Source organism: Echinicola arenosa, from assembly GCF_014841125.1.
Classification (GTDB): domain Bacteria; phylum Bacteroidota; class Bacteroidia; order Cytophagales; family Cyclobacteriaceae; genus Echinicola; species Echinicola arenosa.
On record NZ_JACYTQ010000011.1, the window covers coordinates 88,146 to 109,354 of the forward strand.

Consider the following 21,209-nt stretch of genomic DNA (forward strand, 5'->3'; position numbering starts at 1 on the left):
GCCATAAAACATGAGCAAAAGGAATGACTTTAAGTTAACGGTCATTCCTTTTTTTGTTTTTTGGGAAATTTTTTAATTAATAGAATGTTTTAATGGTAGAAAAGGCTTGTCTTTTGAAGTGAAAAATATTTGTAAATTGCTAACAAATAACCCTAATAGATATGATTTATAATTCCATCATAGAAACCATAGGAAATACTCCTTTGATCCGTTTAAATAAAGTCAATAAAGGTATCAAAGGCCAGATCTACGTAAAAGTGGAATATTTTAACCCTGGTAATTCTATGAAAGACAGAATGGCCATCAAAATGGTCGAGGACGCAGAGAAAGAAGGATTGCTCAAGCCAGGAGGTACTATTATTGAAGGGACCAGTGGAAATACAGGAATGGGGCTTGCCTTGGCAGGAATAGCCAAAGGATACAAGTGTATTTTTACCATGGCGGACAAACAGTCCAAAGAAAAAATAGATGTGCTGAAAGCCATGGGAGCAGAGGTGGTTATATGTCCTACCAATGTGTCTCCTGATGACCCTAGGTCTTATTACTCCGTGGCAAAAAAACTAAACAACGATATACCAAATTCCTTTTACCCAAATCAATATGATAACTTATCCAATTGGAAGGCACATTATGAAACCACTGGGCCCGAAATTTGGAAAGATACAGAGGGGAAAATCACCCATTATGCAGCAGGTGTAGGTACGGGAGGGTCAATGAGCGGTACTTCCAAGTATTTGAAAGAGCAAAATGCGAATATTATCTCCGTGGGGATCGATACTTATGGTTCTGTATTCAAAAAATACAAAGAGACGGGTGAGTTTGATGAAAATGAAATTTACCCTTATTTGACTGAAGGGATAGGGGAGGATATCTTACCAAAGAATGTTGATTTTTCTGTGATTGACCATTTTGTGAAAGTGACAGACAAGGATGCTGCGGTAATGACCAGAAGATTGTCCAGGGAAGAAGGTTTGTTTGTGGGTTGGTCATGTGGTTCTGCCGTTCATGGGGCTCTAGAGTACGCCAAAAAAAATCTGAAGGAAGATGATGTGATGGTGATTATATTGCCGGACCATGGTACTCGTTATTTGGGGAAAATATATAATGATGACTGGATGAGAAATCATGGTTTCCTTGAAGATACTACCTTTGGGACAGCTAGGGATATAATCACGAGTAGAAACGGAAGTTATGAGTTGGTGGTAGCTCAAAAAGGAGATAAGGTAAAAAGTGCCATAGAGCTTATGAATGAGAAAAGTGTGTCTCAAATACCCGTGATGGACAATGGCCAAGTGATAGGTAGTATCACGGATAATAAACTTTTGAGTAAAATCATTGTTAAGCCAGATTTGAAAGATTCAACTGTTGAGGAGGTGATGGAGGATTCTATGAAGTTTGTGGCCATGGATAGCACCTTGGATGTACTTTCTTCCATGGTGGATAAGGACAAGGCGGTGCTGGTGAGAGATGATTTGCATCAAATACATATCATTACTAAACATGATATCTTAGGAGCTATAACAAAGTAAATAATAGCGGTTAGGTTTAATTGCCTGTGGATAAAAGATGATAAAATACACGGTGAAGTCCGTGTGTTTTATTTTGATTCCAATATATGAACAAACAAAAAATCAATCAATTGATAGCCAAGGGCTATGATTTTGATATAGAAGAAGCTTTCAAGAACGGGTGGGAGCTGTTTAAGATAACCCCCCTTTTTTCGGTTGGATATACTGCATTTATCATTTCATTGGAATTATTGTTCTTGATTTATTTTAAGGAGTATGCCGTACTTTTCAGTGTCTTCTTGGCAGGGCCTCTTTTTTCAGGATTTTATTTAGTAGCCAATAAGTTGAAGCATGGTGATCCCGTAATATATCCTGACTTTTTTCATGGCTTTAGGTACTATATACCCATAATTTTAATTTGGTTAATAGGTCAGGTTTTGGTAAGTGTTGGGATATTACTTTTAGTGATTCCGGGAGTATATTTATTGGTGGGGTATTGCTTTGCGATATTGCTTCATATTTTCGCAGGTTTGGATTTTTGGGAGTCTATGGAATACAGTAGGAGACTAGTGACAGTGAAATGGTGGAAGTTTTTTCTGTTCATTTTATTGTTGATTCTGATTAACCTGATTGGGATATTATTTTTTGTGGGGGTGTTGGTGACCATTCCTTTCTCTTTTTATGTGGCTTATTGTGCTTTTGAAGCAGTTACTGAAGAGGTGTTTACAGAACATTGACTCAAGGCCATGCTGGTATTGTTTTTGTGTAGAACTTTGCTGAAATTCAGGGTATTGTGAAAAAGCCAGAAACCACCCATAAAGCAAGAAGAAAAGTAGTTGTAGGATTTTTGTTGGCCATTATTTTGGTCATGAGTGTCAGCGCGATTACTTATTTCAGCTTGGATAAACTTTTGAATACTGTCGAAACACTTTCGGAGCCAAGTGAAAGACTCAATCAGTTGAATGCTTTGCTGGCGGATGTCTACCAATTGGACAAAGTAAAAGGAAATTTTAAATCAGACGGAGATACCACGGTAGCTGAAAATTACATAGACCTGATTGAAAGAAGGCTGGATTATCTCGAAAGGTATGCCAATGATACAGCCGAGCTGAACCATTTGAAAAAGATTAATTTCAACATAAATGAACTCGTGACTGTCTATAATGGCTTGAGGGATGTCAAAAATAGCCTGATCAATAGGAATTTCAGCCGAGAAGCCCTTAAGAATTTAGAGACAAAAATAAAGAGACAGGAAGAACTTAACAGACTTCAAAGCTTGGGAAGGATAAGGTTTGACCATAAAATCCGAAGGACAAACAGGACAGATTCTGAATATACAGCTCCCAAAAAGGCATTAAACAATGTCGATTCTCGAAATACAAACCTGATGACAGAAGCTGAGATGGAAAATCTCAGGGATATGTTCCAGCAATTCAGACCAAGAAATAGTGCTGATACGTTAAGTCAGGGTATTGGTGCTCCTTCAGATTCTGTTTTGTACACGGTAAAACAGTTTTTGTTGGATATCAATTATGAGGAACAGAGATTGAGATCCAATTTGGCCAATTTGGAGCAAGAGCTGACCGAAAAAAACAAGGCGCTGATTGAAGAAACACAGTCAGTGATTTCAAATTTACAGAAAGACGCAATCCAGGAAGCCAAGCAGAAAAATAACTCCTTATATGATTTGGCCTTTGATGTTTCAATTTTATTGGGAGTACTGATTTTCGTAGGGGTAGTGGGCTCTTCTGCCTTTATTTATAGTATTCTCACTGAGATCAATAAAGATGAAAGCTATCGAGTTGAGTTGGAAAAAGCCAAAGAGCGTTCAGATAAGCTTGCGAAGGCCAAGCAGAATTTTCTTGCTAATATGAGCCATGAAATCCGTAATCCACTTCATGCTATTCAAGGGTATAACGACGCCATCAAAAAGACTTCCATGACCAAAGATCAGGAAGATTATGTGAACATGGTAGGATTTGCGGCGGAAACACTTTCCGGAATTGTTAATGATATTTTGGATTTGTCCAAACTAGAAGCAGGTAAAATTGCCATCGAAAATCACCCTTTTGACCCTTATCAACTTTTTAATTCCATAAAAAATTCATTTGAATTGAAAGCAAAAGACAAACAACTTGATTTTATCTGGAAGATTGATCTTCCTAAGGACAAGTGGCTTTCAGGGGATGAGTTGAGAATCAGTCAAATACTCAATAATTTGATAGGTAATTCCATGAAGTTTACTGAAAAGGGCAAAGTGGAGGTTCGGATTAATTATGAACCAACAGGGTACTTATCCGTGGTAGTAGCAGATACAGGAATTGGGATGACGGAAGACTTCAAGCAGAATATATTCAAGGAATTTAATCAAGGTGATGGTTCAATTAATAGGAGGTACGGTGGTACAGGTTTAGGTTTGGCTATTGTCAAAAGAATGTTAGATCTGCTAAAAGGAAAGATTGTACTGGAAAGTCAAATAGGAGAAGGGACAGAAATTAAGTTTGATGTGCCTGTTGAGTTAGTGGAGGCAGAAATTGCACATGCAGATGAATATAGTACTTCTTATAATCTTAAAGGTTTGAATATATTGTTGGTGGATGATGATCCAATAGGCTTAAAGTTTGCTAAGCTATTGCTGGAGAGCAACGGTGCTTATGTGCATGATTATTTGGGAGGGGTGTCCATGCGTGATGAGTTAGAAGAGGAAGCATTTGACATGGCTTTATTGGATATTCAAATGCCAGAGGTCAGTGGGTATGAAGCGTTGAGGATCTTAAGGTCAAAAGAAGCGTACAAGGATTTACCTGCTATTGCTATCACGGCCAATGTATTTGCAAAAGAACGCGACCATTTGGAAGATGCCGGCTTTGATGAAATTGTTTTAAAGCCATTTAAGGAAGGTGATTTAATAAAGGAAATAGGCAAAATTCTAAAGCTAGAAGCTATACAGGCCAGCATAGCACCCTCTTCAAAGACTGAAAATGGTGTAACGGTAGGGTTGGGGTACAACTTAGTGGACCTGAAGAAATTCTGCATGAATGATGAAGAAATGCTAAGAGAAGTTTTGTTGGATTTTTGTACTACTACTTCAACAGATTTAATTGAACTCGATCAGGCTAATCAATCTCAAAATTGGGATTCATTGCTGGAAATTGCACATAAGCTGGGCAGCAGGCTAGGTCAATTAAAGATAAAGTCTAGCATTTTAGCTAGGGGTTTGGAATATGACCTCAAGGAAGGGAATACATCTGGAGCAGCAGGTATGGTGGAAAAGATTAAGGATGAAACCCTGTTGGTCTTGGATCAGATTCTTGAAGATTATCAATTGCTCAGCCAAATGAGCTAATCCTATCAGTCTATGCCGTACTTCTCTATTTTGTTGTAAAGTGTTTTACGGTCAATATTTAAGATTTTTGCAGCCTTGGATTTATTGTGTTTTACATCGTTCAAAGTTTTTATGATCATGGCCTTTTCTTGGACTTCAAATGAAGACTTCAAATCTTTTGTGCCTGAATTGTTAGAACTGGAGTTTTCAGGTAAGAGTAAATCCACAGGCAAGGCTTCTTTTTGGATATAATCATCACTGGTGAGCAGTACGGCCCTTTTGATAATATTCTTAAGCTCCCTTAAGTTTCCTGGCCAGCTATAACTCTCGAATATTTCTTTCACATCACTACTGAATCCTTTAATGGATTTGCCCAATGATTCATTGGCGTCTTGGAGGAATATTTCAGAATAGTGAAACAAGTCTGCACCTCTTTCTCTAAGCGGACTTGATTTTAAGCTGAACTCATTAAGTCTATGATAAAGGTCTTCTCTGAATTCCCCACTTTTGGCTGCATTAGAAAGATCTTCGTTGGTCGCTACAATAATCCTTACGTCGATTGGGATATCTTTTGTACCCCCTATTTTTTTTATTGTTCTTTCTTGAATGGCCCTGAGTAATTTGATCTGAACTTCATAGCTTAGATTACCTATTTCGTCCAGGAAAATAGTGCCCCCATTAGCCATTTCGAAGTGACCCGTCTTATTATCCAATGCCCCGGTAAAGGCCCCTTTCACATGTCCAAAGAGTTCACTTCCTGCAAGTTCTTTTGACAAAGCGCCACAGTCGATGGCTACAAATGGCCCGTTGTTTCTTTTGGACTTTTCGTGAATTCTTTTTGAAATAAACTCCTTTCCGGTGCCGCTTTCTCCCAAAACAACTACACTCATTTCTGTAGGGGCAACCAAAGAGATGTATTGTTCTAATTGGAGCGCTTCAGGACTTTTGCCTACAACATAGTGGCTATTGTCTTCAGAAAGTTCCGACCGGGAGCTAGATGAATTTTTTGGTTTTGGAGGCGTTATCTCTGTACTCTCCCTAAAAGGAGTAGTTTTTAATGCTTCTTGAACTGTAGCCAACAATTCATCAGGATTGACTGGTTTGGAGATATATTCAAAAGCTCCAAGTTTCATAGAGCGTACGGCTGTCCTGATATCTGAGTAATTTGTAATTAGAATTACCCTAGTATTCTTCTTTTGATTTACTATGCTTTCTAGCACTTCCATACCGGTGCCATCAGGAAGTCGGTAATCTGTAATTACAAGATCGTAGGCTGCCTTTTCCATCATGTTGAAGGCTTCAGCGATTTTGGTCGTCTTATCTACTTCATACTCGTTTTTTTCGAGGAAATTTTTAATGATTTTCGAATATGTTAAATCATCTTCTATAAGAAGTATTTTTTCCTTGGACATATGCTTACTTTAGGATAACGGTAAATATGAGTAGCTGAAACTATGCCATAGTGCACAATTTTGAATAATTTTTACTTCTTCTGTGCGCAATGCACAACCCTTGCAAGGGATGCTATTAAAGATGTAAAAGATTCAAGATTTGTGAGTTGGCGTGCTTTTCAAGCGCTAAATTAACCATAAAATAGAAAAGCTTTTCAAAAAAAAGAACTGGTTTTTAATACTATTTTTCAATCACAACTATTTAATAGGATAATTGTTCTTTGTATGCTGTTTTTTGAATTTTTGAAAAATAGGGGTGAGAATTAATTTTACTTGATTAATAAAAAATAGAAAAATATTGCTTTTGGGGCTGCGCAATCTTAAGGTTAACCGTTTCATAAGGCACTAATCTACCTTCATGGTCAAACTTGGCACGGATAATAAAGTGTCCCTCATCCATAAACTTTAAATCATAAATAGGATCCCCGAACGAACGAGACTTGGTCACTTCTATCAATTCAAGGTCAGAAAAAGCTAAATTATTTTTTAAGTTATTGCTAATACTTTTGGGGAGGTCTTCTTCAGATATAACTTGATGAATATGAGTGGTACTATTAATAGAACCATTACCTGGACTTGAGCAGGCAGAAATGGTTGAAAGGATTAACACGATGGGAAATAATTTGGAAATCATAATATGCAAATTTTGTAGGGTAATTACTTTGCTATTAGGTGTTTATAGTTTGTGCTAAAATTAGGCCAGTACATAAATAAGCAGTGAATAAGTGGTTTTTAAGGGAGACTAGTTTTAATTTGGGGAGATTGTCTACAGTATGTGGAGCATTGTTTGGTGTTTTTGGCCTTTTTTGAGAGGCTTTGGCTCTTTTACTAAAATTACTATATTTGGTTAATACAAATAATTATTTAACTCTTTGCTTGCAAAATACCCTCAGGTACGTGCACCTGAGGGTTCTTTTTTGTATAGTTTTGTAAAGTAAAATGAGTGGAACATCTTTGAAATTGATAGCATGACAGCATCTTCTCCCATAGGGATTTTTGACAGCGGAATTGGCGGTTTAACCGTAGCTAGGGCCATCAAAAAGGTATTGCCCAATGAACAGCTTATTTATTTTGGTGATACAGCCCACTTACCTTATGGAGATAAAAGTACTGCTTCGATTCAGGCTTACTCGGTTAAAATAGCTGATGTGTTGCTTAAGGCGAATTGCAAGATGATATTGATTGCCTGCAATTCTGCTTCAACGGCTGCCTTCGAGTTGGTGAAAGCCTATGTGGCTTCAAGGGCTACTGTTTTTGATGTAATCGAGCCAGTTGTGGAATATGTAAAAGACCATCATTCGGGAAAGAAAGTAGGACTGATAGGAACTAAGCAAACTGTAAATTCGGGAGTTTACAGGCATAAAATTGAAGCATTAAATAAAGGTATAATATTTAAGGCACTGGCCACTCCTCTTCTTGCTCCTATGGTTGAGGAAGGGTTTCATAACAATGATATTAGCGAAGTGATTATTAAGACATACTTGGATGATGAGGAGCTGGAAGGAGTAGATGCCTTAATTTTGGGGTGTACTCATTATCCATTGATCAAGCCTCAAATAGATGAAATTTATCAGGGAAAGGTAGAAGTGATCGACAGCTCAGAAATGGTGGCAGAGGCGACTAAGGCTTATCTTATTGACGAAGGCCTTATAAACAAAGGGGAAAAAGCAAAAGATCGTTTTTTGGTTTCAGATTATACACCCTCTTTTGAAAATACTACCAAGCTTTTTTTCGGTAAGGAAGTTAATTTGGAGAAATACCCCCTTTGGGAATAAGGCAGTTTTACCATCTAGATTAGAATCAACACTCTTTTTTTGTTGTTTTACAAAATGACACTTTGGGGCAATGAATGCTCTGTATGGTGGTGAAATGAAGATGGAAATAAAGGGTTTGTGGGATATGACAAAATTTTGTTTACCGAATTGTTAGTTTGTCGCGTTCAAATTTTGTAAAAATGAATTTTTCTTTTTGATTTTGGGTTGTGAATCCAGAAGGTAACATGGGTATAAGTTATAAAAAAGATGTAACTTTGCCTCTTAAAATACTACTTGCTAATACTCGATGAGCGATCAAATTAAACATGAATGCGGTATAGCCATGATCAGGCTCCGCAAACCTCTTCAATATTACATTGATAAGTATGGAACTCCTCTGTATGCAGCGAACAGACTTTATGTCTTGATGCAGAAGCAAATCAACAGAGGACAAGATGGAGCAGGTATTGCAAACATTAAAATTAATAGCAAGCCTGGGACCCGATACATCAGTAGGTATAGGTCGATCGATCCACAGGCAGTCAACTCAATTTTTGCCAAAGTTTCCAAGAAATTTAAAAAAGCTAAGAAACAAGGCGGTGATGAAGGATTGAATGATGCTGAATGGATTAAGGACAATGTGGCCTTTTCTGGCGAAGTTTGGTTAGGGCACTTAAGGTATGGTACGCACGGAGAGAATAGTATTGAAACTTGCCATCCGTTTTTGAGGCAAAATAACTGGAGAAGTAGAAACTTGGTGATGGCTGGAAACTTCAATATGACAAATGTTGAAGAGTTATTCGGCAAGTTGGTTGAGCTTGGCCAGCACCCAAAAGAGAAAACAGATACAGTGACCGTGATGGAAAAGATTGGTCACTTTGTGGACGAAGAAAACCAAAGGATTTTCAATAAATACAAGGGACAATACACGAACCATGAAATTACGGAAGTGATCGAAAGAGAGCTGGATGTAGCTAGGATTCTAAGGAGATCTTGTAGGGATTTTGATGGAGGATATGCTATGGCAGGGATCATCGGAAATGGGGCTAGTTTTGTGGTGAGGGATCCTTCTGGGATCAGACCCGCCTACTATTATGCGGATGATGAAATTGTGGTCATTGCTTCTGAGAAGCCAGCGATCAAGTCTGCTTTCAATATAGACTATAACGCCATTCAAGAAATTCAGCCTGGACATGCCTTGATCGTGAATAAGGATGGTTCATATGGAGAGCATGAGATTATTCCAGCGTTAGAGAAGAAATCTTGTAGTTTCGAGAGAATATATTTTTCAAGGGGAACTGACCCTGATATTTACAGAGAGCGTAAGCAATTGGGCAAAGCGCTTATCCCACAGATTCTCAAAGCAATTGACTTTGATCTTAAAAATACCGTATTTTCTTATATCCCTAATACAGCAGAGACCGCTTTCTTAGGATTGATCGAAGGTCTTGAAGATTATTTGAGTACCAAAAGACGAGAAATATTATTGGAAGGTAAACCTCATTTGGGTGATATAGAGGAATTGTTGAATTTCCGTCCAAGGGTAGAGAAATTGGTGAACAAAGATGTCAAATTAAGGACTTTCATCACAAATGACAATGACCGTGACGTGATGGTTGCCAATGTTTATGACACCACTTATGAAGTGATCCGTCCCGGTGTGGATACCATTGTGGTTTTGGATGACAGTATTGTAAGAGGGACTACTTTGGAGAAAAGCATTTTGACTACTTTGGATAAATTAAATCCTAAACGTATCATCGTGGTTTCTTCTGCTCCTCAAATCAGATTTCCTGATTGCTACGGTATAGATATGTCCAAAATGAAAGAATTCATTGCTTTTAGAGCAGCATTGAAGTTGTTGGAAGAAACTGGTCAGGAATATATCTTGGATGAGGTATATGAGAAGTGCGTTGCTAATCCGACCTCAAAGGAAAATTACGTCAAAGAAGTCTATAATAGATTTACTCCTCAGGAGATATCCAATAAGATTGCTGAAATCATTACCACCGATCAGATAAAAGCAGAGGTGAAGGTGATTTATCAAACTGTAGAAAACCTTAACAAGTCTTGCCCAGACCATTTGGGAGACTGGTATTTTACTGGAAACTTCCCTACTGCAGGGGGGATGAGGGTTGTGAATAAATCCTTTGTTAATTTTAGAGAAGGAAAGGCCGTAAGGGCCTATTAATTAAGAGATAAATTTTATATTTGAAAAGGCCATTGTTTTGATGGCCTTTTTTGTTTTTCAGCTAGCTGAAAACTATCATTACATAACGAAATTTCAATAATAAATATGAGTATCAATACAGCACTTTTAAAACAAGTTTGCGAGATAGCAGGAGCGCCCGGATTTGAAAAAAGAATTAGGGACTTGGTGGTTGAGGTAGTAAGTCCTCTAGTGGATGAAGTGAAAGTGGATAATTTGGGAAATGTAATCGCCATTAAGAAAGGTGCCAATAACCCTGAAGGGAAAAAGGTTATGGTAGCAGCCCATATGGATGAGATCGGATTTATTGTTACCCATATCGATGATAATGGTTTTCTGAGGTTTCATACATTGGGTGGATTTGATCCTAAAACCTTGACTGCACAGCGGGTAATTGTTCATGGTAAAAAGGACTTGATAGGGGTGATGGGAAGCAAACCCATCCATGTCATGACCCCTGAGGAACGTAATAAACTGCCAAAAACCACGGATTACTTTATTGATTTAGGAATGAGTAAGGAGGAAGTACAGCAGTATGTGCAGGTGGGAGATCCCGTTACACGTGATAGAGAGTTGGTAGAGATGGGGAACTGTGTCAACTGTAAGTCTATAGACAATAGGGTGGCTGTGTTTATCTTGCTGGAAGCATTAAGGACTCTTAAAAATCCTCCATATGATGTTTATGCAACATTTACTGTGCAAGAGGAGGTAGGTCTTCGTGGAGCCAATGTAGCTGCTCACGGAATTGACCCTGATTTTGGGATTGCTTTAGATACAACTATTGCGTATGATGTTCCGGGTGCCTCTCCCCACGAGAAAATAACTGAACTTGGCAAAGGCACTGCTATCAAAGTGATGGATGCCATGACCATTTGTGACTATAGAATGGTGGACTATATGAAGAAGGTCGCAGGAAAAAGAGATATCAAATGGCAGCCTGAAATATTAACTGCTGGAGGTACTGATACTGCTGGAGTCCAGAGAATGGGTAAGCAAGGAGCGATTGCAGGTGCGATCTCTATTCCTACCCGACATCTGCATCAAGTTATTGAAATGGCCAATAAAGATGATATTGCAGCAAGCGTAGTGTTACTGAATGCCTGTTTGGAAGAGATCGATAAATATGATTGGAAGCATTAATAGACTGATCATTGAAGAAAAGAGGCCTGATATTTATTCAGGCCTCTTTTTATGATTTAACTTTTTTCTTAGGTATTTTCTTGATCAGGTAAGTGTACAACTCTGTGTAAGAAGTGTGTTCATGATTGCTTAGGCTAATGGAGGTTTTGTCTTCAAAAGCAATGGTCAGCTGCCTGAATTCCTTTTTATTTGTGATTACAATTTCTTCTTGCCAAGCCAAGACTTGATTCAAATCATAAGTTTTATTGAGTCCACGAAGAGGGAGCCGCACTTGGATTTTACTTTTTCCTGCACTGACAAAACGATATCCAGCCATCATTTTGACCAAAATCAAGAGAGTAACCAAGGTAAGAATGGCTGCACTAATCAAATAAAAGAAAAGGCCATAAGTCCTTTTTGTGCTGAAGTCATTCAGGATATAGGTAAGCCCCGAAATCAGAATGATCACCACTGCACTAAGAGAAATATAAGTGGCCCGTTTTGGTTTACAATGAATCATGGTTTTTACTTAACTCTTCTAGTTTTTCCTTGGCAAAATTAACCAAATCAGGAAAAAAAGCATCAAAATAGCCTTTTAGCTTTGATTCATTTTCTTTTAAGAAAAGGTGGGCGGTTTCCATGTGGGACTCAAAACTGGTATGTTTTGAAATTCCAGTCAAGGAAGCTTTCATTCCATCAATAGTCCCATAGGCAACCAACCAGTTTTCTTTTTTCATAAAATGAAAAAGGTACATAAAGTTTTGGGGCAGTAAATGGTCGTTTTCCTCAATAGTATGATAGACTTTTTCTGCAAATTCTTCAATGCTACGATCATCGTAATCATTCCAGTATTTACTTAGGAAATAATCAAAATACACATCTGTAATGACAAGCGCATACCTTTTGTAAGTTGGTTTAAGAAGTTCTTGGGCTTCTTTAACCACAGGGTGAGTGTCTGTATAGTGGTCTATTTCTCGATGGAGATTAATCCCAGTGACAATGTCAGGGTCAAACTGTTCTTCCAGGTTTCCACGCACAAAATCCCCTATAAAGTTACCTAACAGAACTTTAGGGTGATCAAATGATAAGTATGCGTGGGCCAAAAAATTCAAGTCAGAAAATAGGGTTTAATGGTTCAGTGATCTGTCAAATACATTAGCTTTGAATAATAAAAATAACCATTGATGTCGAAAATACAGGGAGAATTAAAATTAACTTTAAAACTTTTGAAAAAAGAGTGGGCCGAAGACTTGGAACAATACAGGTTGAAGACCTTGGGAGCATCTATTGCTGATAAAAAGAAAGAGGGAATTTGCTGGTATCCTGTTAAGTTGGTGAAGACTAAGATGGGGATGGGAGAAAGGCCAATCATTGAGGTAGAAAGGTCTGAGAGCAAAGAATCTCATGGCTTCCAATCTGGCAAGTCTGTTTCCTTATTTTCCAATTTTTCAGAAGGAAAACCCTTACGTGTCAATGGTGTGGTGAATTTCGTCAAGAAAAATACCATGACCATAACCTTGATGGGAAGTGAATGGCCAGACTGGCTTCATGATGGAAAATTAGGGGTGGATCTCCATTTTGATGAGGCTAGCTATCGAGAAATGGAATTTGCTATGGAAAGTGTGATCAAGGCAGGTCAGGGTAGGCTAGGGCAGCTCCGAGATATTTTATTGGGAGAAGTTCAGGCTGCAGAGCAGGAGCGAATAGTATTTAAAACAGTTGAAAATTTAAACGAGAGTCAAAAGCAAGCATTTGATGGAGCTTTGGGAGCTAAAGATGTGGGAGTGATTCATGGTCCTCCTGGTACTGGCAAGACAACCACCTTGGTGCAAGTAATTAAAGGGGCTTTGTCCCACCATCGTCAAGTCTTGGTTTGTGCTCCAAGTAATGCTGCTGTGGACTTACTAGTGGAAAAGCTCTCCTCTGAAGGAGTGAACACGGTTAGGGTTGGACATCCAGCAAGGGTAGATGACCAGATTTTGGAACAGACCTTAGATGCTAAGATTGCGGCTCATAGCAGTTATAAGGATTTAAAAAAACTCAGGAAATCAGCAGATGAATACAGAAGGTTAGGAAGAAAATATAAAAGAAGTTTTGGACATTCTGAGAGGGAGCAGAGGAAGAGATTGATGACGGAAGCTTCCAAAGCAAAAGAAGCTGCATCACATTTAGAGGACTATATATTATTTGATGTTTTTCAACAAAGCCAGGTAGTGGCGACAACATTGGTCGGGGCCAATAATCCTGTGTTAAAAGGAATGCAATTCCCTGTAGTGTTTATAGATGAAGCTGGCCAAGGGATGGAACCAGCTGCATGGATTCCTGTATTGAAATCTGATAAGGTGATCATGGCTGGGGATCACTGCCAACTCCCTCCCACCATCAAGTCGTTTGAAGCGAGTAATGAGGGATTAAGTGAAACTCTTTTTGAAAAAGTAATCAAAAGGCAACCGCATTCCAGCTGGATGCTCAAAATGCAATACCGCATGCCTGAGATAATCATGAAGTTTTCAAGTGACTATTTTTATAATGGGGAACTGGAAGCAGCTTCTAATACATTAAACCACCAGCTAAAAGAAGGTGAACCAGTCATGGAGTTTATTGATACTGCAGGGAGTGGGTTTGAGGAACATCTGGAAAAAGATTCATTGAGTAAGCTCAATGGAGGGGAAGCCAGGTTTGCTTTGGGAGTTTTGGAAAAGTTGATTGGTAGGGTCACTTTGGAAAAGTTTTTGGACGAAAAATACTCTATTGGGATTATATCTCCTTATAAAGCCCAAGTGAAAAGGCTTGTAGAATTAATGGATGAAAATGCAGATTTTGACCAATTGAGGGCTCTTTCTGAGCAGGTGACTATAGGAACCATTGATGGTTTTCAAGGTCAAGAAAGAGATGTCATATTGATCAGCTTGGTTCGCTCCAATGAAAAGGGTGAGATTGGTTTTTTAGCAGATACCAGAAGAATGAACGTGGCATTGACCCGGGCCAAAAGAAAGCTGATTGTTATTGGGGATAGTGCTACCTTGAGTGCCCACCCTTTTTATCAGCAATTTTTGGATTTTGTTAATGAAAACGGCTTATATAAGAGTATTTATGAAATGATGGAATTTTGAGAAAAAGCCCATCATTCTGTTTAGCAATCAGGGCTTTTAATTTTCTTTTTCCATATAAGCCAGATTAAGGTAACTCAAGACACTGCCAAATGCTTGTGCTGATTTTTCTTGTTCTGGGCTGAGTTTTTTTCCTGTCAATCTACATAATAATAAACCGTATACTCCATTGAGGCAGATTTGAATTTCATTGCCAAGGTCTTGACCTTCGGCGGCCATAATGGCTTCAATGATATGAGGCTTGGCTTCGTTATATATTTTAAAATATCCTTGGTCTTTCTTGAGTAACCCCCAGTGAATGTTTGCTAGCTTGCTTACTTCCTCTTGTGTGGTAGACAAATGTCCAGCTTCTTTGATGTTTTCTTTTTGCATTTGCTCCACAAGAGCTGAAAACCATTCTGTAATTTCTTCTTTTTCTTCTTCAGAAACTGGATAGTGGGATATTACATACTGCCGGATTTCCTCCATATTGAACTGATAGGATCGAATTAGGTCTTCCATTTGGTACATGTAAACAATGTATTCCCCAATATTTTGCTCTCGTTTCTTTTCCGCAAGTTGTTTCATTGTGATAAGGTTTTGAGACGACAAAGATAAGGATGGATCTAAGCTTCAGCAAGGCAAAGACTTTAATTGAGGCCTTCAAAGAGGGAAATCGAGTACGCTTGGATTTGGCTTGGTTATAAATATGTTAAACCTATACTATTAAAACACTAACTATTTACTATTTTTGCCCTCAGAATGGATATGCAAAAAATAAGAAACTTCTGTATCATAGCCCATATTGATCATGGGAAGAGTACATTGGCAGATCGTCTGCTTCAGTTTACCAACACGGTGACTGAAAGAGAGATGCAAGATCAATTGTTGGATAACATGGATCTGGAACGTGAGAGAGGGATTACGATCAAGTCTCATGCGATCCAAATGAAATATGATTACCATGGCGAAGAATATACGTTGAACCTGATCGATACGCCAGGTCACGTGGATTTTTCCTATGAAGTATCCAGGTCGATTGCTGCATGTGAAGGAGCACTATTGATTGTGGATGCGTCCCAAGGAGTGGAGGCTCAGACTATCTCTAACCTTTACTTGGCCATGGAGCATGACTTGGAAATTATTCCAGTGTTGAATAAAATTGATCTTCCTGGTGCTGACCCGGAAGTAGTAGCCGATGAGGTTATCGACTTGATAGGTTGTGAGCGTGAGGATATTATTTTGGCATCAGGAAAAGAAGGGCTGGGGATTGAGGATATTTTGAATGCAGTAGTTGAAAAAGTGCCGGCACCAGAAGGAAATCCTGATGAACCATTGCAGGCCATGATTTTTGATTCTGTCTTTAATCCTTTTAGAGGTGTCGAGGTTCTTTTTAGGGTATTTAACGGAACCATCAATAAAGGTGACAAGATTAAATTTGTCAATACGGGCAAGGAATATGATGCCGATGAAATCGGGATTTTAGGTATTCAGCAAAAGCCACAAGGCACTATTAGTGCCGGTAATGTAGGATACCTTATTTCTGGTATCAAAGTGGCTAAAGAAGTGAAAGTGGGAGATACCATTACCCATATCAAAAGGCCTTGTTCTACCGCAATCAAAGGCTTTGAGAATGTGAAGCCGATGGTATTTGCAGGAATTTACCCAGTAGATACAACGGAGTTTGAAGAATTGCGCGCTTCGATGGAAAAGCTTCAATTGAATGATGCTTCACTGGTTTGGGAGCCAGAAACGTCAGCCGCATTGGGTTTTGGTTTCCGTTGCGGGTTCTTGGGAATGTTGCATATGGAGATCATCCAAGAGAGATTGGAGAGGGAGTTTGACATGACAGTGATCACCACGGTGCCTTCAGTTCAATTCAAGGCTTTGATGAATAATGGTGAGTACCAATTGATCAATGCGCCATCAGATATGCCTGACCCTAACTTGTTCAAGCATATTGAAGAACCATATGTTCATGCTTCGATTATCACGAAAGCTGATTATGTGGGACCCGTGATCCAATTATGTATGGAGAAGCGAGGTCAAATTAAGAACCAAGTATATTTAACCGCTGACCGTGTAGAGTTGACTTTCGATATGCCGTTGGCTGAAATTGTTTTTGACTTCTTCGATAAATTGAAGACGATTTCAAGAGGTTATGCTTCCTTGGATTATGAATTAAGGGAAAACAAGCCATCCAACATGGTTCGTTTAGATGTGATGCTGAATGGGGAAGTGGTGGATGCCTTGTCTGCAGTAGTGCACCGTGATAAAGCCTATGAGTGGGGTAAGCGACTTTGTGAAAAACTGAAAGAATTGGTGCCTCGTCAAATGTTTGAGATAGCTATTCAGGCAGCCATTGGTACAAAGATCATTGCTAGAGAAACCGTAAAAGCAATGCGTAAAAACGTATTGGCCAAGTGTTATGGTGGTGATATTTCACGTAAGCGAAAACTACTTGAGAAGCAGAAAAAAGGTAAGAAGCGTATGAGACAGGTAGGTAATGTGGAAGTGCCTCAAGAAGCATTTATGGCAGTATTAAAGTTAGATTAAAAGAAAATACGAAGAGGGAGGCTTGAAGTAGGAAGTATTCAGTCAAATTAATTTGGTAACCGATCATTATTATTTTAACACTGAATTACTTTTTACTATGAAAAATAACCTGATTCAAATGACAAAAGACTATGCAGTGAAAACTTGGTTTTTTTGTTCCAAACTTCCCTAATCTAGAGAGTTTAATGCTTATGTTAATCAGTTGATAAGATGTTCTAGCTCGGTAGGCGCTAACTACAGAGCACCCCAAAGGGCTAAATCAAATGCTGATTTTCTAAATAAATTAATAATAGTTGGGGAAGAGGCAGACGAAAGTCTTTACTTCCTAGAAATATTAAAAGAGATAAAGCCTGACTTGTCTTAAGATATTGAAGTATTACATCAAGAAGGCAATGAAATATTGTCAATAATGGTAGCTTCAATTAAGAAAGTTAAGCTTCATAATAGTAAATAGGTGAAGATAGGGTCAAGAAGTTTTTTATTAAACTTCGTACTTCCCACTTCGAACTTCTCACTTAAAAAACAAATTATGCCTACAATAATAGACGGTAAAAAAACATCAGCTGATATTAAAAACGAAATAGCTGCCCGAGTAAAGGAAATCAAAGCAGAAGGAGGTAAAATCCCTCATTTGGCAGCCATCTTGGTCGGAAATGATGGTGCCAGTCAAACTTATGTAGGAGCCAAAGTAAAGGCCTGTGAATATGTTGGCTTTGAGTCTACTTTGGTAAAAATGGAGGAGACGGTTTCTGAAGAGGAACTTTTAAAAGCTGTAGAGGATATCAATGAGAATCCGGATATAGATGGACTGATTGTTCAGTTACCTTTACCGAATCACATTTCTGTTGAGAAGGTAACTTCTAAAATCAAACCTGAGAAGGATGTGGATGGCTTTACTCCTGCCAACGTTGGAAGGATGGCGTTGAATTGGCCTACTTATGTGGCGGCTACCCCTTATGGTATCGTAGAATTGTTGAAGCGATACAATGTAGAAACTTCCGGCAAACACTGTGTGGTGATCGGAAGAAGCCATATCGTGGGATCTCCTATGAGTATATTGATGGCCAGAAATGGTAATCCAGGAAATTGTACGGTGACCCTGACCCATAGCCGAACTCAAAATTTAAAGGAAATCACCAAAACTGCTGACATTCTCATTGTCGCAATTGGAAAGCCTGAATTTGTGACTGCTGACATGGTGAAAGAAGGGACTGTTGTAGTTGATGTGGGAATTCATAGAATTGAAGACGCAAGCAAAAAGAGTGGTTTCCGCTTGATTGGCGATGTGAAGTTTGACGAGGTAGCAGAGAAATCTTCAGCCATTACGCCTGTCCCAGGTGGTGTCGGACCAATGACAATTGCTTCTTTGCTTTATAATACGCTTCAGTCGGCAGAGAGAAAGGTGTATCCTTAGTTGTAGTAAAATACATTAGATAAACAGGCTTATTTCTGTCCAGTATGAATTTCTGGACAGAAAGCCTGTTTTTCATTTATAGAAATTAGAATTTTAAGCGGTTCAATCACCCGCTCAATCAAAAATTGAAATGGAAGAGACAAGAAAATCAATAGAGAAAGGAACAATGCTTCCAGTAATGGAATCATTTTATACCATTCAAGGTGAAGGAAGTTTTACAGGGTGTCCTGCCTATTTTATCCGTTTAGGAGGGTGCGATGTGGGTTGTGTTTGGTGCGATGTCAAAGAGTCATGGGAAGCAGGGAAATGGCCAGTTCAGACTATCGATGCAATAGTGGAAGGTGCTCTGCAATATCCCGGGAGATTAGTTGTGATCACAGGAGGAGAGCCGTTAATGTACGACCTAGACCCTTTGACATCTTTGTTAAAGGAGAAAGGGTTTACAATAAATATTGAGACCAGCGGTACCCATCCTTTTTCAGGTCATTTTGATTGGGTGTGCTTTTCACCAAAAAAGTTTAAGGCTCCACATGAGAGTATTTTTGGGAAAGCAGATGAGCTTAAGGTAATTGTGTTTCATAAAAGTGACTTTGTTTTTGCTGAAAAACATGCTGAGAAAGTAAGAAAGGACTGTAGGAAACTGCTTCAGCCAGAATGGAGCAAATCTGAAAAATATACCAGCGAGATAATTAATTACGTAAAAAATCACCCAGATTGGAATATTTCACTCCAAACTCATAAATTTATGGATATCCCGTAAATACATGAGAACAACCCAAATAGTCTTTTTTTTAATTTTTATCAGTTTCAATCTTTTCGGTCAAGAATTCACGATTGATGACAGGAGGGCGATCAAGCTTTACCAAGAGGGAGAAGACTTGGCCTTGAGGCGCAGGTATGATGAAGCGATTCTAAAATACGAGGCCTCTGTCAAGAGGAATGATAATTTTTTGGAGGCATATAAAAAATGGTCGCAGTTGCTATTGAGTAGAGGGGACAAAGAAGAGGCGCTTCAAGTGGCACTTTTAGGTGATATAAAAAGTAAGGAGAACCCCGAATTCAAAGCGAATTTTGCTTGGTTGATTACAAATATTTACCTCAAGTCAGGAGAATTCGATCAGGCAATAGATAAGTTTGAACGTTCTCAAACTTATTTTTCAAATAGTCTCAGATCTTCTAAGGTGTTTAAGGATATGGAAGAACAATTGGAGTTTATTAAAAACTCCATGTCTGAGGCTAAAGAAATCAATAAGGAAAAATTACCTGTTCCTTTAAACGAATTCCATTTACAATATTTTCCAGTACTTACAGCTGATAGTAAACAGATACTTTTTACTAAGAGAGATGGTCTTGATAGGGCAAAGCATGAAGACATTTTCACGGCTGTTTGGAATGGAGATGAGTGGAGCGATCCGGAAGCTTTGTCTCCGATTATCAATACCATGAGCAATGAAGGTACCTGTACCATTTCTGCCGATGGGAATATTTTGATTTATACCAGCTGCGATGCTCCGGATTCTTATGGAAGCTGTGACTTATACATTGCCTATAAAGTCAATGGTGATTGGCAAAAGCCAAAAAACATGGGTGAGAAAGTCAATTCTAGGTACTGGGACTCCCAACCTTCCCTTTCTGCAGATGGTAGCATACTTTTCTTTTCTTCCAATCGAAGAGGAGGTTATGGAGGAAATGATATTTATTACACCATGAGGTTGAAAAGTGGAGGTTGGTCAGAGCCTATCAATGTAGGAGAGGTCATCAATACCAAGTATGATGAGGTTTCTCCTTTTATTTATTTCAATAATGAACTTCTTTTTTTTGCTTCGGATGGACACATGGGATTTGGAGGGATGGATCTGTACAATTCCAAAATTTCCAGAGGAACATTTGAAGAGCCGCAAAACCTTGGATATCCCATTAATGATCATTTGGATCAGTTGGCATTATTTATCACAGCTCAAAGGGATTACGCTTACTATACTGAGAATAGTCTAAAGAATGGTACCTTAGAAAGGTCATTTCTTTATCGATTTCCTTTTCCTGAAGAAATAGATTTGGGAGAAAGACTAATTGTCACTGGGGGGAAAGTGCGCAACCAAAATACAGGAGAGCCGATCGCAGCTACTTTGGCACTCGTCAATTTGGAAAACGACAGTACCATGTATGAATTTAAATCTGATGGGGATTCAGGTAAATTCATGATGATTTACCCTGATAAAGCATTTTCTGGATTGTATATAGAGAAACAAGGGTTTCTTCCACAGATATACAATGTGGAAAAGGACAGTTTGAAAAATATCAAAAACATGGAAATTGGGCTAAAGCCAGTTGCTAAAGGGGAACAATTTATTTTTGAGAATGTCTTTTTTGATTTTGACAAAGCTGATTTGAAGCCTGAATCAAAAAGCTCTTTATTGAGGCTACTGAAATTTTTGGAAGAAAATGAGACGGTTGGGATTATCATCGAAGGGCATACAGATAGTGTGGGAGACAAACAGTACAATGAAGATTTAAGCCTAAGGAGAGCCAATAGTGTCCAATTGTACCTGATTGATCATGGTGTGCCTGGGGAAAGGTTAAAGGTGAAAGGACTTGGAGATAGCAAACCTTTGGTACCCAATACGAGCCCTCAAAACATGGCCAAGAATCGTCGGATCGAGATTGTTATAAATTAAAAGAAGCTGGAACTTTTATAGGATAAAAGAGGGGATAAGATTTTAAATAATCTGTGTATCCGCTATTTCACCAGTACATTTAACCCTTCAAAACATTCTTTCAAAAACA

16 protein-coding genes and 1 pseudogene are annotated in these 21,209 nt (G+C 38.6%); 12 read left to right on the top strand and 5 right to left on the bottom strand.

The genetic code is table 11. The annotated features are described in order from the left end of the window. Window positions 1-161 precede the first annotated feature (161 nt). The 3 genes from IFO69_RS20900 (at window position 162) to IFO69_RS20910 (ending at window position 4,854) form a co-directional block, all read left to right on the top strand. Window positions 162-1,529 carry a cystathionine beta-synthase gene (locus IFO69_RS20900; protein ID WP_192012101.1) on the top strand — a complete coding sequence of 456 codons (1,368 nt, stop codon included), beginning with the start codon at window positions 162-164 and terminating at the stop codon, window positions 1,527-1,529. 86 nt (window positions 1,530-1,615) lie between these two features. Continuing rightward, window positions 1,616-2,245 (top strand): hypothetical protein, encoded by a 630-nt coding sequence (locus tag IFO69_RS20905; protein WP_192012102.1) that lies wholly within the window; start codon window positions 1,616-1,618, stop codon window positions 2,243-2,245. A gap of 56 nt (window positions 2,246-2,301) precedes the next feature. Further along, window positions 2,302-4,854 carry an ATP-binding protein gene (locus IFO69_RS20910; protein ID WP_192012103.1) on the top strand — a complete coding sequence of 851 codons (2,553 nt, stop codon included), beginning with the start codon at window positions 2,302-2,304 and terminating at the stop codon, window positions 4,852-4,854. 5 nt (window positions 4,855-4,859) lie between these two features. Here the strand turns inward: IFO69_RS20910 and IFO69_RS20915 are convergent, their stop codons facing one another. After that, window positions 4,860-6,245, bottom strand: coding sequence for a sigma-54-dependent transcriptional regulator (locus tag IFO69_RS20915; protein ID WP_192012104.1), 1,386 nt, complete (start codon window positions 6,243-6,245; stop codon window positions 4,860-4,862). 316 nt (window positions 6,246-6,561) lie between these two features. Beyond that, window positions 6,562-6,918, bottom strand: coding sequence for a hypothetical protein (locus IFO69_RS20920; RefSeq protein WP_192012105.1), 357 nt, complete (start codon window positions 6,916-6,918; stop codon window positions 6,562-6,564). Window positions 6,919-7,252: 334 nt separating this feature from the next. Here IFO69_RS20920 and murI point away from each other — a divergent pair, with 334 nt between their 5' ends. The 3 genes from murI (at window position 7,253) to IFO69_RS20935 (ending at window position 11,387) form a co-directional block, all read left to right on the top strand. Continuing rightward, window positions 7,253-8,059 (top strand): glutamate racemase, encoded by an 807-nt coding sequence (murI, locus tag IFO69_RS20925; protein WP_192012106.1) that lies wholly within the window; start codon window positions 7,253-7,255, stop codon window positions 8,057-8,059. A gap of 286 nt (window positions 8,060-8,345) precedes the next feature. Further along, window positions 8,346-10,229, top strand: a complete 1,884-nt coding sequence (locus IFO69_RS20930; protein WP_192012107.1) for an amidophosphoribosyltransferase — start codon at window positions 8,346-8,348, stop codon at window positions 10,227-10,229. A gap of 105 nt (window positions 10,230-10,334) precedes the next feature. Next, the gene (locus IFO69_RS20935; protein WP_192012108.1) at window positions 10,335-11,387 is read left to right on the top strand and encodes a M42 family metallopeptidase; all 1,053 of its coding nucleotides are present in this window, start codon (window positions 10,335-10,337) and stop codon (window positions 11,385-11,387) included. A gap of 49 nt (window positions 11,388-11,436) precedes the next feature. Here IFO69_RS20935 and IFO69_RS20940 read toward each other — a convergent pair whose 3' ends face one another. Beyond that, a complete protein-coding gene (locus tag IFO69_RS20940; RefSeq protein ID WP_192012109.1) occupies window positions 11,437-11,886 on the bottom strand; it encodes a hypothetical protein in 450 nt (149 codons plus the stop codon). After that, window positions 11,873-12,469, bottom strand: a complete 597-nt coding sequence (locus IFO69_RS20945) for an acyl carrier protein phosphodiesterase (protein ID WP_394354480.1) — start codon at window positions 12,467-12,469, stop codon at window positions 11,873-11,875. Before IFO69_RS20945 ends, IFO69_RS20940 begins: the two co-directional genes overlap by 14 nt. A gap of 81 nt (window positions 12,470-12,550) precedes the next feature. On the opposite strand from IFO69_RS20945, the gene IFO69_RS20950 reads away from it, so the two are divergent. After that, window positions 12,551-14,479 carry an AAA domain-containing protein gene (locus IFO69_RS20950; RefSeq protein ID WP_192012111.1) on the top strand — a complete coding sequence of 643 codons (1,929 nt, stop codon included), beginning with the start codon at window positions 12,551-12,553 and terminating at the stop codon, window positions 14,477-14,479. Window positions 14,480-14,515: 36 nt separating this feature from the next. On the opposite strand, the gene IFO69_RS20955 is transcribed toward IFO69_RS20950, so the two are convergent. Beyond that, complete coding sequence (locus IFO69_RS20955) at window positions 14,516-15,043, bottom strand: DUF4924 family protein (protein WP_192012112.1); 528 nt, start codon at window positions 15,041-15,043, stop codon at window positions 14,516-14,518. A gap of 174 nt (window positions 15,044-15,217) precedes the next feature. Between IFO69_RS20955 and lepA the strand changes: the two genes are divergently transcribed. From lepA to IFO69_RS20980, 5 genes and pseudogenes are all read left to right on the top strand, one after another. Continuing rightward, the gene (lepA, locus tag IFO69_RS20960) at window positions 15,218-17,011 is read left to right on the top strand and encodes a translation elongation factor 4 (protein ID WP_192012113.1); all 1,794 of its coding nucleotides are present in this window, start codon (window positions 15,218-15,220) and stop codon (window positions 17,009-17,011) included. A gap of 196 nt (window positions 17,012-17,207) precedes the next feature. Continuing rightward, a pseudogene (locus tag IFO69_RS21880) lies at window positions 17,208-17,375 on the top strand (four helix bundle protein); the annotation flags it as partial. A 165-nt stretch (window positions 17,376-17,540) separates the two neighbouring features. After that, entirely contained in the window at window positions 17,541-18,425 is an 885-nt protein-coding gene (locus tag IFO69_RS20970; RefSeq protein ID WP_192012114.1) for a bifunctional 5,10-methylenetetrahydrofolate dehydrogenase/5,10-methenyltetrahydrofolate cyclohydrolase, read from the top strand. A gap of 130 nt (window positions 18,426-18,555) precedes the next feature. Further along, the gene (locus IFO69_RS20975) at window positions 18,556-19,185 is read left to right on the top strand and encodes a 7-carboxy-7-deazaguanine synthase QueE (protein WP_192012115.1); all 630 of its coding nucleotides are present in this window, start codon (window positions 18,556-18,558) and stop codon (window positions 19,183-19,185) included. A gap of 4 nt (window positions 19,186-19,189) precedes the next feature. Further along, complete coding sequence (locus tag IFO69_RS20980) at window positions 19,190-21,100, top strand: OmpA family protein (RefSeq protein ID WP_192012116.1); 1,911 nt, start codon at window positions 19,190-19,192, stop codon at window positions 21,098-21,100. The last annotated feature ends 109 nt before the right edge of the window (window positions 21,101-21,209 follow it).

Coding starts and splice junctions, on each gene's coding strand:
- IFO69_RS20900 (WP_192012101.1), top strand. CDS start 162: ATGATTTATAATTCCATCATAGAAACCATAGGAAATACTCCTTTGATC.
- IFO69_RS20905 (WP_192012102.1), top strand. CDS start 1,616: ATGAACAAACAAAAAATCAATCAATTGATAGCCAAGGGCTATGATTTT.
- IFO69_RS20915 (WP_192012104.1), bottom strand. CDS start 6,245: ATGTCCAAGGAAAAAATACTTCTTATAGAAGATGATTTAACATATTCG.
- IFO69_RS20920 (WP_192012105.1), bottom strand. CDS start 6,918: ATGATTTCCAAATTATTTCCCATCGTGTTAATCCTTTCAACCATTTCT.
- murI (WP_192012106.1), top strand. CDS start 7,253: ATGACAGCATCTTCTCCCATAGGGATTTTTGACAGCGGAATTGGCGGT.
- IFO69_RS20930 (WP_192012107.1), top strand. CDS start 8,346: ATGAGCGATCAAATTAAACATGAATGCGGTATAGCCATGATCAGGCTC.
- IFO69_RS20935 (WP_192012108.1), top strand. CDS start 10,335: ATGAGTATCAATACAGCACTTTTAAAACAAGTTTGCGAGATAGCAGGA.
- IFO69_RS20940 (WP_192012109.1), bottom strand. CDS start 11,886: ATGATTCATTGTAAACCAAAACGGGCCACTTATATTTCTCTTAGTGCA.
- IFO69_RS20950 (WP_192012111.1), top strand. CDS start 12,551: ATGTCGAAAATACAGGGAGAATTAAAATTAACTTTAAAACTTTTGAAA.
- IFO69_RS20955 (WP_192012112.1), bottom strand. CDS start 15,043: ATGAAACAACTTGCGGAAAAGAAACGAGAGCAAAATATTGGGGAATAC.
- lepA (WP_192012113.1), top strand. CDS start 15,218: ATGGATATGCAAAAAATAAGAAACTTCTGTATCATAGCCCATATTGAT.
- IFO69_RS20970 (WP_192012114.1), top strand. CDS start 17,541: ATGCCTACAATAATAGACGGTAAAAAAACATCAGCTGATATTAAAAAC.
- IFO69_RS20975 (WP_192012115.1), top strand. CDS start 18,556: ATGGAAGAGACAAGAAAATCAATAGAGAAAGGAACAATGCTTCCAGTA.
- IFO69_RS20980 (WP_192012116.1), top strand. CDS start 19,190: ATGAGAACAACCCAAATAGTCTTTTTTTTAATTTTTATCAGTTTCAAT.